The organism is Zhihengliuella sp. ISTPL4 (assembly GCF_002848265.1).
Taxonomy (GTDB): domain Bacteria; phylum Actinomycetota; class Actinomycetes; order Actinomycetales; family Microbacteriaceae; genus Microbacterium.
On record NZ_CP025422.1, the window covers coordinates 1,470,839 to 1,485,520 of the forward strand.

18 protein-coding genes and 1 pseudogene are annotated in these 14,682 nt (G+C 70.5%); 13 read left to right on the forward strand and 6 right to left on the reverse strand.

The genetic code is table 11. The features are described from left to right. Nucleotides 1–57 precede the first annotated feature (57 nt). Nucleotides 58–1,362 (forward strand): annotated as a pseudogene (locus CYL12_RS07060) (DHA2 family efflux MFS transporter permease subunit); the annotation flags it as partial. Nucleotides 1,363–1,392: 30 nt separating this feature from the next. Here the strand turns inward: CYL12_RS07060 and CYL12_RS17300 are convergent. Continuing rightward, nucleotides 1,393–1,539: a hypothetical protein gene (locus tag CYL12_RS17300; protein ID WP_199399198.1), complete on the reverse strand. Its 147-nt coding sequence runs from the start codon at nucleotides 1,537–1,539 to the stop codon at nucleotides 1,393–1,395. A gap of 129 nt (nucleotides 1,540–1,668) precedes the next feature. On the opposite strand from CYL12_RS17300, the gene CYL12_RS07065 reads away from it, so the two are divergent. Together CYL12_RS07065 and CYL12_RS07070 are read left to right on the forward strand one after the other, a co-directional pair. After that, on the forward strand, nucleotides 1,669–2,262 hold the full coding sequence (locus tag CYL12_RS07065; RefSeq protein ID WP_101846749.1) for a carboxymuconolactone decarboxylase family protein: 594 nt from the start codon (nucleotides 1,669–1,671) through the stop codon (nucleotides 2,260–2,262). Nucleotides 2,263–2,285: 23 nt separating this feature from the next. Then, nucleotides 2,286–2,870 carry a 1-acyl-sn-glycerol-3-phosphate acyltransferase gene (locus CYL12_RS07070; RefSeq protein WP_101846751.1) on the forward strand — a complete coding sequence of 195 codons (585 nt, stop codon included), beginning with the start codon at nucleotides 2,286–2,288 and terminating at the stop codon, nucleotides 2,868–2,870. 6 nt (nucleotides 2,871–2,876) lie between these two features. Here the strand turns inward: CYL12_RS07070 and CYL12_RS07075 are convergent, their stop codons facing one another. Continuing rightward, a complete protein-coding gene (locus CYL12_RS07075) occupies nucleotides 2,877–3,080 on the reverse strand; it encodes a hypothetical protein (protein WP_101846753.1) in 204 nt (67 codons plus the stop codon). A gap of 82 nt (nucleotides 3,081–3,162) precedes the next feature. Here CYL12_RS07075 and CYL12_RS07080 point away from each other — a divergent pair, with 82 nt between their 5' ends. After that, nucleotides 3,163–3,708: a DUF6328 family protein gene (locus tag CYL12_RS07080; RefSeq protein WP_101846755.1), complete on the forward strand. Its 546-nt coding sequence runs from the start codon at nucleotides 3,163–3,165 to the stop codon at nucleotides 3,706–3,708. 34 nt (nucleotides 3,709–3,742) lie between these two features. Here CYL12_RS07080 and CYL12_RS07085 read toward each other — a convergent pair whose 3' ends face one another. Then, complete coding sequence (locus CYL12_RS07085; protein ID WP_101846757.1) at nucleotides 3,743–4,303, reverse strand: Dps family protein; 561 nt, start codon at nucleotides 4,301–4,303, stop codon at nucleotides 3,743–3,745. A gap of 152 nt (nucleotides 4,304–4,455) precedes the next feature. On the opposite strand from CYL12_RS07085, the gene CYL12_RS07090 reads away from it, so the two are divergent. Both CYL12_RS07090 and CYL12_RS07095 read left to right on the forward strand, forming a co-directional pair. Next, on the forward strand, nucleotides 4,456–4,911 hold the full coding sequence (locus CYL12_RS07090) for a GNAT family N-acetyltransferase (protein WP_101846759.1): 456 nt from the start codon (nucleotides 4,456–4,458) through the stop codon (nucleotides 4,909–4,911). Between the two features lie 107 nt (nucleotides 4,912–5,018). Continuing rightward, complete coding sequence (locus tag CYL12_RS07095; RefSeq protein ID WP_060921362.1) at nucleotides 5,019–5,318, forward strand: hypothetical protein; 300 nt, start codon at nucleotides 5,019–5,021, stop codon at nucleotides 5,316–5,318. A gap of 64 nt (nucleotides 5,319–5,382) precedes the next feature. Here the strand turns inward: CYL12_RS07095 and CYL12_RS07100 are convergent, their stop codons facing one another. Continuing rightward, on the reverse strand, nucleotides 5,383–5,952 hold the full coding sequence (locus tag CYL12_RS07100) for an alpha/beta fold hydrolase (RefSeq protein ID WP_101846762.1): 570 nt from the start codon (nucleotides 5,950–5,952) through the stop codon (nucleotides 5,383–5,385). 148 nt (nucleotides 5,953–6,100) lie between these two features. After that, entirely contained in the window at nucleotides 6,101–7,495 is a 1,395-nt protein-coding gene (locus CYL12_RS07105; protein ID WP_199399200.1) for a M20/M25/M40 family metallo-hydrolase, read from the reverse strand. A 196-nt stretch (nucleotides 7,496–7,691) separates the two neighbouring features. Between CYL12_RS07105 and CYL12_RS07110 the strand changes: the two genes are divergently transcribed. The 6 genes from CYL12_RS07110 to CYL12_RS07135 all read left to right on the forward strand — a co-directional run bounded on the left by CYL12_RS07110 (nucleotide 7,692) and on the right by CYL12_RS07135 (nucleotide 13,242). After that, on the forward strand, nucleotides 7,692–8,573 hold the full coding sequence (locus tag CYL12_RS07110; protein ID WP_085606628.1) for a manganese catalase: 882 nt from the start codon (nucleotides 7,692–7,694) through the stop codon (nucleotides 8,571–8,573). 1 nt (nucleotide 8,574) lies between these two features. After that, the gene (locus CYL12_RS07115) at nucleotides 8,575–9,615 is read left to right on the forward strand and encodes an SDR family oxidoreductase (protein ID WP_101846764.1); all 1,041 of its coding nucleotides are present in this window, start codon (nucleotides 8,575–8,577) and stop codon (nucleotides 9,613–9,615) included. Nucleotides 9,616–9,767: 152 nt separating this feature from the next. Further along, nucleotides 9,768–12,128 (forward strand): glycoside hydrolase family 65 protein, encoded by a 2,361-nt coding sequence (locus CYL12_RS07120; RefSeq protein ID WP_101846766.1) that lies wholly within the window; start codon nucleotides 9,768–9,770, stop codon nucleotides 12,126–12,128. An 84-nt stretch (nucleotides 12,129–12,212) separates the two neighbouring features. Beyond that, entirely contained in the window at nucleotides 12,213–12,470 is a 258-nt protein-coding gene (locus CYL12_RS07125) for a hypothetical protein (RefSeq protein WP_199399201.1), read from the forward strand. Then, nucleotides 12,467–12,961 (forward strand): BLUF domain-containing protein, encoded by a 495-nt coding sequence (locus CYL12_RS07130; protein ID WP_101846769.1) that lies wholly within the window; start codon nucleotides 12,467–12,469, stop codon nucleotides 12,959–12,961. Before CYL12_RS07125 ends, CYL12_RS07130 begins: the two co-directional genes overlap by 4 nt. After that, complete coding sequence (locus tag CYL12_RS07135; protein ID WP_101846772.1) at nucleotides 12,958–13,242, forward strand: hypothetical protein; 285 nt, start codon at nucleotides 12,958–12,960, stop codon at nucleotides 13,240–13,242. Before CYL12_RS07130 ends, CYL12_RS07135 begins: the two co-directional genes overlap by 4 nt. An 11-nt stretch (nucleotides 13,243–13,253) precedes the next feature. Here the strand turns inward: CYL12_RS07135 and CYL12_RS07140 are convergent, their stop codons facing one another. After that, on the reverse strand, nucleotides 13,254–13,595 hold the full coding sequence (locus CYL12_RS07140; RefSeq protein WP_199399202.1) for a hypothetical protein: 342 nt from the start codon (nucleotides 13,593–13,595) through the stop codon (nucleotides 13,254–13,256). Nucleotides 13,596–13,725: 130 nt separating this feature from the next. Here CYL12_RS07140 and CYL12_RS07145 point away from each other — a divergent pair, with 130 nt between their 5' ends. Beyond that, the gene (locus tag CYL12_RS07145; protein WP_158297116.1) at nucleotides 13,726–14,631 is read left to right on the forward strand and encodes a GIY-YIG nuclease family protein; all 906 of its coding nucleotides are present in this window, start codon (nucleotides 13,726–13,728) and stop codon (nucleotides 14,629–14,631) included. Nucleotides 14,632–14,682 lie beyond the last annotated feature (51 nt).

Here is a 14,682-nt window from a genome sequence, read left to right on the forward strand (position 1 = left end):
GGAAATCCACCCCGAGCGGCGCGGGGCGTATCGCCCGCTCCGCTAGCGAAATCCGCAGACATCGGTAAGATTTCTAGTAACGCGCGTGCCTTCATGCTGACGATGGCGGTGGTCATCCCGACCACCGGCTTCATCCTGCAGCGCTTCACGACGCGGCAGGTCTTCATCGCCGCGATGACGGCGTTCTCGCTCGGCACGCTCGTGGCGCTGGTCGCCCCCGGCTTCTCCGTGCTGCTCGTGGGTCGCGTGATCCAGGCCGCGGGTACCGGCATCATGATGCCGCTGCTCATGACCACGATCATGAACGTCGTGCCCGCGCAGTCGCGCGGTCGCATGATGGGCCGCGTCGGCCTCGTCATCTCGCTCGCCCCCGCCATCGGCCCGACGCTCGCCGGGGCTGTGCTCGACGCGTTCAACTGGCGCGCGCTGTTCGCGATCGTGCTGCCCATCGCCCTGATCTCGCTCGGCATGGGGGCGAAGTGGATGACCAACCTCGGCGAGACCCGCAAGGCTCCGCTCGACGTGCTGTCCATCCCGCTCGCGGCGCTCGGTTTCGGCGGCATCGTCTTCGGCCTGAGCCAGTTCGGCGGCGAAGGCGGCTCGGGCGGTACGACCGGCGTCATCGCTCTGGTCGTCGGCGCCGTCTCCCTCGCCCTCTTCGTCTGGCGTCAGCTCGTGCTGCAGCGCGTGGACGACGCGCTGCTCGACCTGCGCGTGTTCCGCTCGGCGAACTTCTCGCTGGCCGTCATCATCATGTCGATCCTGGCGCTGTCGATGTTCGGCACCCTGACGCTGCTGCCGCAGTACCTGCAGAACGTGGCCGGGCTCAGCGCACTGGAGTCCGGGCTCATCCTGCTCCCCGGTTCGGTGCTGATGGGTCTCCTCGGACCGGTGATGGGTCGCGTGTACGACGCCAAGGGGACCCGTCCGCTGCTCATCCCCGGCACGATCCTCGTCTCGGCGTCGCTGTTCTTCTACTCGACGGTCGGTGAGCACACCGTGTGGTGGCTGCTGATCATCGTGCAGGCCGCCATGTCGGTCGGCCTCGCGATGTCGTTCACGCCGCTCTTCTCCTCGTCGCTGGGGTCGCTGCACCGCTCGCTGTACTCCCACGGCTCCGCGGTGCTCAACACCCTGCAGCAGGTCGGTGGCGCGGCCGGTGTCGCGCTGCTCACGGTCACGTACTCGGCGATCCTGCACGCCGGCGAGGATGAGGGCCTGTCGCGGGCGGTGGCCGGTGCCCCCGGCGCGCGGACGGCCTTCCTCATCGCGGCGATCATCTCGCTCGCAGCGGTCGCGCTCAGCCCGCTGGTGCGCAAGCCCGCCGACGACATCGGCGACGCGGCGCACGGCGGTCACTGACCGCGCAGCCACTCCGACGGCGTCTGCTGCTCACCGCTCCTTGGGGGCGGGGATGTGGCAGACGCCGTTGCTGCAGTAGCCGGCGGCAGCGCCGTCGAGCAGCTCGATCGCACCCGGCAGCGGCTGCAGCCCGAGCGGCGCGTCCTGCCCGGTGTTCTCCTGCTTCGATTCGGTCATCCCTCGATCGTACGCCCGCCGGGAGCACCGGGCGCCGCATGCTCTTCTCTGCGAGCCGACAGCGGCGTATCGTTCCCGGCGAGGGGGTGCACGCCCTCGCCGCGCGCCCCCGGCAGCCGAGGAGGCGCCATGATCATCCACCCTCCCGAACGGGCCACCGCGACCGGACATGTCGCCGCGATGTACGAGAGCGACCTCGCCGACGACGGCATCGTGTTCGCACACACCCGCGCCATGGCGGTGAACCCCGAGGCCCACGCCGCCTTCGAAGCGCTCGTCCGCGCGATCGTCCCGTCGATCGGCGTCCGGGTCTATGAGGCCGCGACCCTCGGCGCGGCGCGGGCCGTCGGTTCCGCGCACTGTCTGCTGGCCCACGGCCGCCGTTCCCTGCGCGCCGGCGTCGTCGATGAGGCCGGACTCGCCGCGTTCGCCGCGGGGGACGACCGCGGTTTCACGGAGCAGGAGCAGGCCGTGATCCGCTTCGCGACGCGCCTGTCGACCGCTCCCGCGGCGATGACCGACGCGGACACTCAAGAGTTGCGCGAGCTGGGGTTCACCGACCGGCAGATCGTGGACATCACTCTGGCCGCAGCGGCGCGCAACTACTTCAGCAGGGCTCTGCTCGCGCTGGCCGTTCCCGTCGAGGACGTCCCCGGGCTGGACCCTGCGCTCACCGCGGCGCTCACGCGGATCCCCGCGGCCCCGTCGCCAGGCGATCGATAGGCCGTTCCCCTTAATCTGGACGGATGCTCCGACGATTCCTCGCCCGCGTGTACTGGGCCGTCAGCCGGTGGACCCTCATCGCCGACGCCGCGCCCACGCGACCGACCGTCCTGATCGGCGCCCCGCACACCTCGAACTGGGACTTCGTGCTCATGCTCGCCATCGCGTGGCGCCTCGGCATCGACGTGCACTGGCTGGGCAAGAAGAGTCTCTTCCGCGGCTGGCGAGGGCCGATCATGCGGGGCCTCGGGGGCATCGCCGTGGATCGCGCGGATCCCGCGCGCATCGTCGGCGAGGTCGTGGACCAGGTGCACGCGGGAACGGTCTTCGGCCTCGTCGTCACCCCGGACGGGACGCGCGGCGGGAACGAGTACTGGAAGAGCGGTTTCTACCGGATCGCCCGCGCGACCGGCATGCCGGTCACCCTCGGCTTCGTCGATCGCCACACCATGACCACGGGCCTCGGGCCGACGATCGACCTCACAGGCGACGTGGCCGCCGACATGGACCGGATCCGCGCGTTCTACGCGGACAAGCACGGCGTACGCCCCGAGCGCCGTACGGAGCCGCGGCTGCGCGAGGAGACGGCTGAGCAGCCCGAAGACTGAGCGCCCTCACGCCTCTTCGGGCGCGTGCGCGCGGGCGTATGCCAGGTCGTCGTCCGACAGAGACTCGATCATCCCCACCACGGCTCCGGTGATCTCCCGGATCTCCTCTCGGACATCCTCGTCGAGATGCCGTGACCCGCTGCCGACCACCGCGCGACGCGCATCGTCGGACAGCTCGGGCCACCATTCGTCGATCGGAGGCAGGGTCATCTCTCATCCTTTCCCAGCGGCGCGTCCGGACGCCATCGCGGCGATCTGGACAGCGGTGGAGCGTGCCCACGAGACTATCGCCATGACAGCAGAACCACGCGGCGGCGCCGACGAGCGCGACGACCGCGACGATGGCCGCGACGAGACCCCGAACGAGCGCGCGGACCGCAACTGGGAGGAGCTGCTGCAGGAGTTGCGGGTCATGCAGACCGGCACGCAGATCCTCACCGGCTTCCTTCTGGCGGTGGCCTTCCAGCCGCGATTCACCGACATGGACGAGTTCCAGCGCGACCTCTACGTGGTGCTCGTGGCGCTGGCGGCGATCGCCACGATCCTCGCCCTCGCCCCTGTGGGCATCCACCGCGCCCTGTTCGGCAGCCGGCTGAAGCCCGAGCTCGTCCGGACGGCGGCCCGCCTCGTGAAGATCGACCTGGTCGTGATCGGTGCCCTGACGATCGGCGTCACGACGCTCATCGTCGACTTCACGGTGAGCCGGGCGGCCGGGGTCGTCGCGCTCGTCGCCTCTCTCCTGCTCGTCGTCGGACTGTGGATGGCGCTGCCCGGCCTGCTGCGGCGGGCGCGGTCGCGCGTCGGGGCAGACGACGAACCGCCGCCCCCGTCGGCCTGAGGGCGACGGGGGCGGCGGCCGGACAGCGGGCCGGTCAGCGGCCGGCGGGGCTGCGGTTCTCCGCGCTCACCATCCACGCGAACTGCTCGAGTCGCTCGATGACGGCGTGCAGCAGATCGGCGGAGGTAGGGTCCTCTTCGTCGACGGCGTCGTGCACGTCGCGCATCGTCCCCACCGCGGCCTCGAGGCGCGCGGTGACGAGGTCGATGGTCTCCGTCGTGGACACCTCGCCGGTCGGGAACTCCGGCAGCGTGGTCGTCTTCGCGATCGTGGCGCTGCGGCCGTCGGGGACCGCGTGCAGGGCGCGCATGCGCTCCGCGATGGTGTCGCTGAACGTCCGCGCGTCCTCGATGATCTCGTCGAGCTGACGGTGCGTGTCGCGGAAGTTCCGTCCGACGACGTTCCAGTGCGCCTGCTTGCCCTGCAGCGAGAGCTCGAGCAGATCGACGAGCACGGCCTGCAGGTTCGCCGCGAGGGTCGGGGATGCGGTGAACCCCTTCTCCGCGTTCTGCTGGCGCGTGGTCTTGACGCCGGCCTTCGCCGTCCCGTCCTTGCTGCTGGAGCTGCTGGTCTTCTTGGACTTCGTGTCTGCCATGGTGTGACCTCCTGCCGTCACGCTAACCCCGCCTGGCGGCCGATTCGAGGGGGTTGACACCCACCGGGCTCACCCCCGAACGTGAGGGAGGCGACAGGGCCATCGAGAGAGGCGGAGCAGTGGGAACAGCAGCGCAGGAGGATCGTCCCGAGGTGGTCATCGCACCTCTCACCGCGGCGGATGCCGGTGAGGTGCTGACGATCCAGCGGGCGGCCTTCGTGTCGGAGGCGGCGATCTACGGCAGTGTCGACATGCCGCCGCTGACCCAGACCGTCGCTGAGATGGAAGCCGAGCTCACCTCCGAGCGTGGTCTCGGCGCCCGGGTCAACGGTCGCCTGGTCGGGGCCATCCGGTTCGTCGAGTCCGATGACCTCCTCCTGATCGGACGGATCGCGATCGCGCCGGACATGCAGGGTGAGGGCATCGGGCGCAAACTCCTCGACGCCGCGGAGAAGTCCAGCGATGCTCGCGAGGCCGAGCTCTTCACGGGCAGCCTGAGCGAAGCGAACATCCGGCTGTACCAGTCCTGCGGGTATGAGGAGCGCGAGCGGGTGCCGCAGGGCGACGGGACCGCGCAGGTGTTCCTCCGGAAGCGGCTGCGAGGCTAAGGGCACCACCCCCGAACATGCAAGGGGGTCGAGGCAATCCGGATCATGGGGAATCGTAGCCCGGACATGTCGCGACCGCGTCATGCCCCAACCGGAAAGGAGAGCTCATGCTCACCCTCACCGACAACGCCACCGCCATCGTGTCGACCCTCGTGAGTCGGCAGAACGACGCGCCGGCCGCCGGGCTGCGCATCCACACCGCCGAGGCGCAGGACGACACGGGCGCAGCCCGTCTCGCCGTCGCCGTGACCGCCGATCCGGAGCCCGCCGATCAGGTCGTCGAGCTGTCCGGTACCCGCCTCTTCCTCGATGAGGCCGCCGCCTCCGCCCTGGACGACAAGGTGCTGGATGCGGGCGTGGACGACGAAGGCTCCGTCTCCTTCGCCGTGCTCCCTCAGGTCGCCTGAGATCTCACGCTTCGAACGCCGCGGCCGATCCGGCCGCGGCGTTCGCGCTTGTGTACGGTCGGGCTCAGTCCCAGTCGAGGTACTCCTCGAGCACCACAGCCGTCTCGATGGGGTGCGTCATCGGGAAGAGATGGTCCCCGCCCTCGACGACCTTGATGCTGGCGCGCTCCGGAGCCGTGCCGCGTAGGCTCTCGGCGTTCGCGGGCGGGGTGACCTCGTCGGCCGTCCCCTGGATCAGCAGTACGGGGATGACCGGGGCCAGGGGGGTGTCCACATCCTCCACGCCGAGGAGGGCCAGACCGTTCACACGGTCGGGGTGCGCCAGCGCGAAGGAGCGCGCGACCGTGCCGCCGAAGCCATGGCCGCCGATCCACGTGTCGCCGAGGCCGATGTGGTCGATGACGGCGAGCGCGTCCGCGACACGGTCGTCGATCGAGGTGTCGGCGTCATCTGCGCGATGGCCGATCCGCACCACGTGGAATCCGGCCTCCTCGGCCAGGTAGTGACCGACGACTCCGAGCACGTCGGCGGCGAGGCCGCGCTCCTGGATGAGCACGAGCTTGACCGGCCCATCGCCTTCGTCGACGAAGGGGATGGCGCGGCCCTCGGGCTCGAAGATCTGGGTGTCGGTCATCGGCGTCGTTCTCCTCAAGCCGTCGGTGTCAGGTTCGCAGGCGTCGTCCGCACCGGGCTCCTGCGACCGGGCACCGGGGCGGTGGCGCCTGCGTCCAGCGTAGCCCGCCGGGGGACGAGCCTCCTCCTCGCATCCCCCGGCGGAGTCTTCAGGCGGCGGCGAGCTCGCGCCACAGATGCGCGAGAGTCGCAGCGCCGCGGACGAGCATCCGCAGATCGATGCTCTCGTCGCTCGCATGCCAGTGGTCCTCCGGCAGCCCCGTACCGAGGAAGATCACCGGGGCGGCGAGTTCCCGGGACAGCAGCTCCGCCGGCCCTCCCCCGGCGTTCCCCATCCGCCCCTGCACCGCGTGGCCGTAGCCGCGGGCGAGGGCGCGCTCCAGGGCGTCGCGCATCGGCCCTGGCGGGGAGGCGTACGGTTCCTGCGCGATGTCCTCGTCGACCTCCAAGCGATACGTCGCCTCCGACGGCATGACATCGGCGATGAAGGCGCGGAGCAGATCGGCGACGTCGTGATTGCGCTGGCCGGTCACGGTCCGGATGCTCAGCGACGCCATGGCCTCCCGGGGGATGACGGAACGCTCGATGCCCTCGGGGTCTCCGGCGAGCAGCGAGATCACCTCGATGGCCGGACGCACCCAGAGGCGCTCCTTCGGCGTGAAGCCCTCCTCCCCGACGATGACCCTGGTCTCGGTGCGCCGCGCCCAGTCGTCCGCGTCGAACGGCACCGCCTCCAGCTCCGCCGCACGCTCGTCGCTGACCGTCGGCACGTCGTCGTAGAAGCCGGGAATCGCGATGCTCCCGTCCTCGGCGTGCAACTGCGCGAGCACGCGGGACAGGACGAGCGCGGGATTCACCGTCACACCCGACGCCGCACCGCTGTGCACGTCTCGGTCGGGGCCCTGCACCGTGAGAGTCGCGGTGAGCGTCCCCCGCATGGAGGTGACCGGGGCCGGGGAATCGACCTCCCACTGCAGGGTGTCCGAGAACACCACGAGGTCGCACGCGAACCGTGCGGGGTCTCCCCCCAGCAGCTCCTCGAGGTGGGGCGAGCCGATCTCCTCCTCGCCGTCGATGAGCAGCTTGAGGTGCACACCTGCGTCTGGGCCGTCCACGGCGGCGAGCGCGCGTTGCGCCCAGACGTGCGCGAGCGCCTGGCCCTTCGCGTCCGATGCACCGCGGCCGTAGAGCCGTCCGTCGCGGAGCACCGGAGTGAAGGGCGCCGTCTCGCTCCACTCCTCCGGCTTGGCGTGGCGGACGTCGTGGTGCGTGTAGACGAGGACCGTCGGCGCTCCCGGCGCGGCCGGCCGCTCGGCGAACACGGTGATCGCGTCGCCTGCCGGCAGCAGCGCCGTCGTGAAGCCCCCATCGCGCAGCTCGCCGGCGATCCAGTGCGCAGACCGCACACCGTCCACGCGACGCTCGGGGTCCGCCGACACGGAGGGGATGCCGACCCAGGCCGACAGACGCTCGACCATCTCGTCGACGTGGGACCCGAGGAAGGCGCCGATCGCATCCTGCGCTGCCGCCGTCTCCTCCGTCATGGAGGACAGCCTGCCCGGAGGACCGGCTCTCCGGACGGGGCTTGACGCCGTCGCTGCGTACCGGCTAACGGTCGTCGCGGCACTGCGCGGGCCGAGAGGGATTGTCCCAGGCGCTTCCGGGTTTGGAAAGGCCCTGAGTGGATCGGCCGACCAGGCGTTGCATGGCCAGCCCATCCCCAGAAGAGAAAGGCTCGATATGTTCTTCCATCGACAGGAGCTCCAATTCTCCGCGACGCCCGAGGCCCCGGACGCCGTCTACGCCCGCAAGCTGCAAGAGGTCCTCGGCGGGCAGTACGGCGAGATCACCGTCGCGCTGCAGTACCAGTTCCAGGCCTGGAACATGCACATCCCCGGCAAGTACCGCGACCTGGTCTTCGGCATCGGAGCCGAGGAGATGGGGCACGTCGAGATGCTCGCCGTCATGATCGCGCAGCTCCTCGAGAAGTCCCCGCTCGGTATCACCGAAGACGCCGTGCAGGACGACCCGACGGTCGCCGCGATCGTGGGCGGCACCGACGTGCAGCAGGGCATCGTCGCCGGCGCGGGCGCACGCCCGGTCGACAGCAACGGCAACCCGTGGCAGGGCTCGTACATCACCGCGAGCGGCAACCTCCTCGCCGACTTCATGGCCAACGCCAACGCCGAGATGCAGGGCAGGGTGCAGGTCGCCCGCCTCTACCACATGACCGACGATCACGGCGTGCGGGACCTGCTGAGCTTCCTCCTGGCCCGTGACACCATGCATCAGAACCAGTGGCTCGCCGCCGCGGAGGAGCTCAAGGCCGAGGGCGCCGAGAAGCTGCCCGTGCCCAGCAACTTCCCGCTGTCCAAGGAGCACCGAGACGTCTCGTACCAGTACCTCAACTTCAGCGATGGCCCTGCCGCCGCCGAGGGCACCTGGGCATCGGGTCCGACCCCGGACGGACACGGCGAGTTCAGCTACCACGAGGGTCCGACGACCACGGCCGAGATGCCCCCGCCCACCCACCCCGACGCGCGCTTCTACGGCACCACCGAGCTGCCGAACGTCGTGGAGAAGGTCGCCGGCGCGGCGCAGGACGCGCTCCACAAGGAGTGAGATGCGGACACCGGTCATCCGGAAGGGGCGGTCGCCGCGCACACGCGCACGGCGGCCGCCCCTCGATGCGCAGGTGGTGGTGGTCACCGGCGGCTCCCGCGGGATCGGCCGGGAGGCGGCCCTCGGCTTCGCGAGAGCGGGAGCATCCGTCGTCCTGCTCGCCCGCGGTGAGCAGGCGCTGACCGAGACGGTCGCGGAGATCGCCGCGGAAGGCGGGGACGTCCGCGGGATCGTGTGCGACGTCTCCGACCGCCGGGCGGTGCAGGACGCGGTCGACCAGATCACGCACGCGTTCGGCCGGATCGACACCTGGGTCGGCAACGCCGGCGTACTCCTCTATGCCCCGCTCGCCGACACGACCCCCGAGGAGTTCCGTCGGATCCTCGAGATCAACGTCGTCGGACAGCTCAACGGCATCCAGGCGGCGCTGCCCGCGCTGCGCCGCTCGGGCGGGACAATCATCGTCGTGAGCTCTGCCGAGGCGGTCGTCGCCATGCCGCTGCACGGCGCCTATGCCGCCTCGAAGCACGCGGTGGAAGGGGCGGTGGACGCCCTCCGCCGCGAGTTGCGTGCCGAGCGCGCGCCCGTCACGATCACCGTCGTCCGTCCCGCCGTCATCGACACACCCATCTATCGCCATGCCCGCAGTCGGATGACGTACCGTCCGAGCGGACCGCACCCGCACTACCGAGCCCGGTCGGTCGCGCGGGCGATCGTCTACGCCGCCGTCCATCCCACCCGCACCATGCATGTCGGCGGTGGCGCCCTCCTGCTCACCGGCGTTCAGCGGGGGGCACCCGCTGTGCTCGACGCCGCGCTGGGGCGCTTCGGCCCGCGGATGATGCGCACGGCCGAAGAGGCGCAGGCGCGGTTCGGGAACCTCCTCGGCCCGCTCCGCGACACCGAGCAGCGCGGCGGGCTGCCGCACCGCGGACGCGGGAGCGTCACCACCTGGCTGCGCGTGCACCCGGGCTGGCGCACCGCGGCGATCGTGGCGGTCCTGGGGGCGGTGCTGCTGCCCCGCCGAGGCGTGCGCCGCTGAGCGCCTACCCGACCGGATCGACACGGCGCAACTCCCTCGTGCCGATGCGACGACGCGGATACCGTCGACGCATACGGTCCGGAAGAAGGGAACCCCATGCGCCTCGGCCTCCTCGTCTCCTCCCCCGACGTTCGCCGCGAGGCGACGAAGCGATGACGGCGCGCTTCACCGTCGAGCCCTGGGCCGTCGGCATCGAGAACGTCGACCCCGCTCACCTTGCACAGGAGGAGTCCGTCTTCGGGCTCTCCAACGGTCACGTCGGCTGGCGCGGGAACCTCGATGAAGGGGATCCGCGCGGTGTCGCGGGGAGCTATCTCAACGGCGTGTTCGAGGATCATCCGATGCCGTACGCGGAGGACGGCTACGGCTACCCCGAGACGGGGCAGGCGGTGATCAACGTCCCGAACGGGCAGCTCATCCGCCTGCTGGTCGGCGATGAGCCGTTCGACGTCGAGCACGGGACGGTGCATACGCACACCCGTCGTCTCGATCTTCGCGCGGGCACACTGCACCGGGAGGTGGACTGGGAGTCCGCGGAGGGACGGCGCGTGCACATCGCCTCGACCCGCTTGGTCTCCCTCGAACACCGTTCGCTGGCCGCCGTGCGCTACCGCGTGACGGCGGTCGACGGCCCGCTCGCGGTCACCGTGCTGTCGGAAGTGCTCGCGAACGAGCCGCTGCCCACCACCCACGACGACCCGCGCGTCCAGGAACTCCTCGCCCGTCCGCTGGTGGCGGTGGACGCGACCATCCTGGGTTCGCGGACCACGCTGCAGCACCGGACCCGACGGAGCGGCCTGAACCTCGCCGTGAGCGCCGACCACATCGTGCGGGCGACCGCGGCCGATGCGCCCCGGGTGTCCGTCGAGGCGGGCGGCGACCTCTCGCGCACCCGCATCCGCGTGGACCTCGCCGCCGGGGAAGAGCTGGAGATCGTCAAGCTCGTCGGTCACGAGTGGTCGGGATCCCTGTCCCCGCAGAGCCTGCGGGACCGGGCCGAGGAGGCGGTGGAGGAGGCCGCCCGCCTGGGCTGGGATGCCCTGCTCGAAGGGCAGCGCGCGGTCCTCGATCGCTACTGGGAGTGCGGCGACGTCCGCATCGACGGCGATGCGCGCCTGCAGCAGGCGGTGCGCTTCGCCCTGTTCCAGGTGTTCCAGGCCTCGGCGCGCGCCGAGGCGCGATCCGTTCCGGGCAAGGGCCTCACCGGCTCCGGCTACGAGGGCCACACGTTCTGGGATTTCGAGGCGTTCGTGCTCCCCGTGCTCACCTCGACGGCTCCCGATGCCGCACTCCAGGCGCTGCGCTGGCGGCACACGACGCTCGACCACGCCAGGGAGCGGGCCCGCACGCTCGGTCTCCGGGGCGCGTCCTTCGCCTGGCGCACCATCGACGGGCGCGAGAGCTCCGGGTACTGGCCGGCCAGCACGGCAGCCTTCCACATCAACGCCGCCGTGGCGGGAGCCGTGATGCATTACGTACGGGCCACCGGCGACCAGGGCTTCGAGCGGGACGCGGGCACCGAGATCCTCGTCGAGACGGCCCGGCTCTGGCTGTCCCTCGGTCGTTGGGGTGACGACGGCGGCTTCCATATCGACGGCGTCACCGGCCCCGATGAGTACACCGCGGTCGTCGACGACAACGTGTACACGAACCTCTCCGCGCGCCGGAATCTCCGCGGAGCGGTGGCAGCCGTCCGACGGCACCCGGACGTCGCCGCCGACCTCGGAGTGGACGACGACGAGATCACCGCGTGGGAGTCCGCCGCCGCTGCCATGACCGTGCTCTACGACGAGGAGCGACAGGTGCACCCGCAGTCGGCGGGCTTCACCGCGCACGCCCGGTGGGACTTCGACGCCACGGCGCCCGACGAGTATCCGCTTCACAGCCACTTCCCGTATTTCGACATCTACCGCAAGCAGGTGCTGAAGCAGGCCGACCTCGTGCTGGCGCTCTACACCTCCCACGAGGAGTTCACCTGGGAGGAGAAGGCCAGGGCGTTCGCCTACTACGACGCCCTCACCGTGCGAGACTCCTCGCTCTCCGCGGCCGCCCAGGCCGTGATCGCTGCCGAGGTCGGGCATCTCGAACGGGCTTCGGCCTACCTGACCGAGCTCGCAGCTCTCGACCTCGACGACCTCCACGGCAACACTGACGAGGGACTGCACATCGCGGCACTCGCCGGCATCTGGACGGGCGTGACGGCCGGCTACGGGGGTATGCGGGAAGGAGACCACGGCCTGTCCTTCCGGCCGCAGCTTCCGGACGGCGTCACCCGTCTCGCGTTCGGAGTCCGGCTGCACGGCTGCATCCTGCACGTCGACATCACGCCGACGGAGACGACCTACCGACTGAGCGCCGGAGAGCCGGTGACGATCCGGCACGCCGACGAGGAGCTCGTCCTGCACGCCGGCGTTCCCGTGAGCCTGCCGACGCCGGATCGGGTCGAGCCGCTCACCCCGGCACCTGTGCCGCCGCGCTGGCGGGAACCGGGACGCCCGCGCGCCGGCGACTGAGGCGGGGTGCGGGCCGTGTGCCATATCAAGGCGGGTGCGCGCAAGGCCCGCGGCGATGTCGGTCGTCCGCCGTAGGGTGGAGCCGTGCCTGATTCCCCCCGCCCCGCATCGGATGTCCTCTGGGCGTGCGTCGAGGACGGCTTCCACGTCGGAAGCCGCGGCGGAGACTTCCTCGGCTACGTCGACCGTCAGCCCGACGGCCGCTTCGCCGCGTTCTCCGCGTCCGCGCAGCCGCTCGGTCTGCACGCCACGTTGAGCGACGCGACCACGGAGGTCGTCGCCCACGCCGGCCCCTCGGAGGGCGATGCCGCCCTCGGTACTCCGGAGCTGGTGCAGGGGTGACGGCGGCCACGGCCGACGGCCTGCTCCGCCTCGTCTACACCAGCACGGCGGCGCAGCCGTTCCGGGAGACCGCCCTGGAGCAGCTCCTCGAACAGTGCCGGCGGTCCAACGCGGCCCGCGACATCACCGGACTGCTCCTGTTCCGTCAGGGCCGCTTCCTGCAGGTCCTCGAAGGGCCGGTCAAGGCGGTGCGTCAGCTCGTCGACACGATCGCGGACGACCCGCGTCACCACGCGATGCGCATCCTGTGGGAGACGCCGATCACCGCCCGGCTCTTCTCGGACTGGTCGATGGGCTACCGGTCGTTCCGCACGGGGAGCACAGCAGCCCCCACGGGCTTCCGCGACTCCTTCGACGACCTCGTCGACGGCGCGGACGCGTCCACCATGGAGCGCGCTCTGTTCGAGCTCACACTGTGGTTCCGCACCCGCTCCGGCGCGGCGGACCCGGTTCCGGCCACGAGCGGCGAGGGCACCTCGCTCCGGATATGAGCGAGCCCGCGGGCGGACCGGAGCCGTCGCTCATCCAGCAGCGCATGGCGCTGGAGCGGCGACGGAACGGGGGCGTCTACGCGATCGTGTTCTCGTCGGTCATGACGATCGGCTGGACGGTCGCGTTCCTCCTGGACGCCCCCGCGGGACTGTGGCGCGTCCTCAGCATCATCGTGTTCGCCGCGGGGATCATCGTCGGTATCGTCGAGACCCGCCGCGCGACGCGCGCGCTCCGTGAGTTCGAGGACCGCCACGGCCCCGACGCAGGCGTGCGGCGCTGAGCCGTCGCACGTCAGCGACCGAAACCGATGCTGAAGCCGCCCGAGAAGAGCACCGCACCGAGGCCCACGACGGCCATGCCGACCAGGAGCACCCACGCCCCGCCGCGGACCCCGCTCCGCCCGTGGCGCGATCCGGACGTGAGAAGCAGGACGGCCGTTGGCGCGAGCAGCAGCCCGCCGAAGAGGAGGGCTGGGGCGACACGGACCTCCGGCGTGGGGCAGGGGAACGCGAGTGCGCACACCGTCGGCACTCCCTGAGCCAGCCAGAGGAGCAGCCACGTCACGAGCACGACGACGACCGCCGGCAACGCTCTCCTCAGGAGGCGCGGTGGACTCGTCTCTGCCTGCTGCACCCCACCACTCTCCCAGGCGAACCGAGTGAGATCCAGACCTCGCTTCGGCGGCCCGGCTCGTCGAGCTTCACGAGCCTCGTCCGCTGGGCGATAGCATGGCGCCCGGCACCCCAGGCCGCAAGGAGCACCCATGCCCGAAAGCACTCAGATGAACACACAGGTACGCCGCCAAGTCGCGGACGAACTGGGCCTCTACGTCTACATGCTCGTCGATCCGGAGTCCGGCGTTCCGTTCTACGTCGGGAAAGGGCGTGGGGAGCGCTACAGCACTCATGGGACGGACGCGATGCTCGCCGCGGCCCTGGATCCTGACGCGACAAGCGAGAAGATCAGGAGAATCCGAGCGATACGTGAGGCCGGCCACGAACCCGAGATCTGGATCGTCCGTCACGGGATGAGCTCCCAGAAGGAGTACACAGCGGTCGAGGCTGCATGCATCGACCTCCTGCGCTCGATGCCTGTTCTGCCGAAGCACTCCGGCGCTTCGAGGCTTCCCGAAGGGCACGCGCAACAGCTCTCGAACGCCCGGCGCGAGGCGTCGAGCGGGCACGGCATCATCCGCCTGGAGGATCTCTACGAGGAGAAGGCTGCGCCACTACTCACCACGGACGAACCACTCCTGATCGTCTCCCTCGGCGGCTGGGTCGACAGCCCGGAAGTCGCCGTCGATGGTTCCGAACTGACGGGTTACGGATACAAGAACGCATGGCTGACACGAGCCGAACGCCTCAAGCATCTTCCAGAGATCGGCCACTCCGCGTCGAAGTGGTTCAAGTTCACCGAGCGCGAGGTGGAAAAGCGCGGAATCGAGTTCGCAGTCGCCGCGCATCGCGGCGTGACCCGCGCCCTCTTGAGAATCGAACCGGGTTCATGGAAGCACATCGGCGCGGGCCCAGAGCGCCGGAGCGGTTTCCGGTTCGAGATCGTCACCGAAGGTCCACTGTTCGATGAAGTGGTCGGCGAGTACGGCCACCGGCTGCCCCCGAAGAAGCGGGGCGAGCAGTCGACGTTCCGCTACTGGCCCTACGGCCGGTGAACCGCGACGCGATCAGTTGTTGAAGCGGAACTCCACCGGGTTCCGCCACGG

Coding starts and splice junctions, on each gene's coding strand:
- CYL12_RS07100 (WP_101846762.1), bottom strand. CDS start 5,952: ATGACCGACACCCAGATCTTCGAGCCCGAGGGCCGCGCCATCCCCTTC.
- CYL12_RS07135 (WP_101846772.1), top strand. CDS start 12,958: ATGAGCGAGCCCGCGGGCGGACCGGAGCCGTCGCTCATCCAGCAGCGC.
- CYL12_RS07095 (WP_060921362.1), top strand. CDS start 5,019: ATGCTCACCCTCACCGACAACGCCACCGCCATCGTGTCGACCCTCGTG.
- CYL12_RS07070 (WP_101846751.1), top strand. CDS start 2,286: ATGCTCCGACGATTCCTCGCCCGCGTGTACTGGGCCGTCAGCCGGTGG.
- CYL12_RS07120 (WP_101846766.1), top strand. CDS start 9,768: ATGACGGCGCGCTTCACCGTCGAGCCCTGGGCCGTCGGCATCGAGAAC.
- CYL12_RS07080 (WP_101846755.1), top strand. CDS start 3,163: ATGACAGCAGAACCACGCGGCGGCGCCGACGAGCGCGACGACCGCGAC.
- CYL12_RS07145 (WP_158297116.1), top strand. CDS start 13,726: ATGCCCGAAAGCACTCAGATGAACACACAGGTACGCCGCCAAGTCGCG.
- CYL12_RS07085 (WP_101846757.1), bottom strand. CDS start 4,303: ATGGCAGACACGAAGTCCAAGAAGACCAGCAGCTCCAGCAGCAAGGAC.
- CYL12_RS07115 (WP_101846764.1), top strand. CDS start 8,575: ATGCGGACACCGGTCATCCGGAAGGGGCGGTCGCCGCGCACACGCGCA.
- CYL12_RS07105 (WP_199399200.1), bottom strand. CDS start 7,495: ATGACGGAGGAGACGGCGGCAGCGCAGGATGCGATCGGCGCCTTCCTC.
- CYL12_RS07110 (WP_085606628.1), top strand. CDS start 7,692: ATGTTCTTCCATCGACAGGAGCTCCAATTCTCCGCGACGCCCGAGGCC.
- CYL12_RS07065 (WP_101846749.1), top strand. CDS start 1,669: ATGATCATCCACCCTCCCGAACGGGCCACCGCGACCGGACATGTCGCC.
- CYL12_RS07075 (WP_101846753.1), bottom strand. CDS start 3,080: ATGACCCTGCCTCCGATCGACGAATGGTGGCCCGAGCTGTCCGACGAT.
- CYL12_RS17300 (WP_199399198.1), bottom strand. CDS start 1,539: ATGACCGAATCGAAGCAGGAGAACACCGGGCAGGACGCGCCGCTCGGG.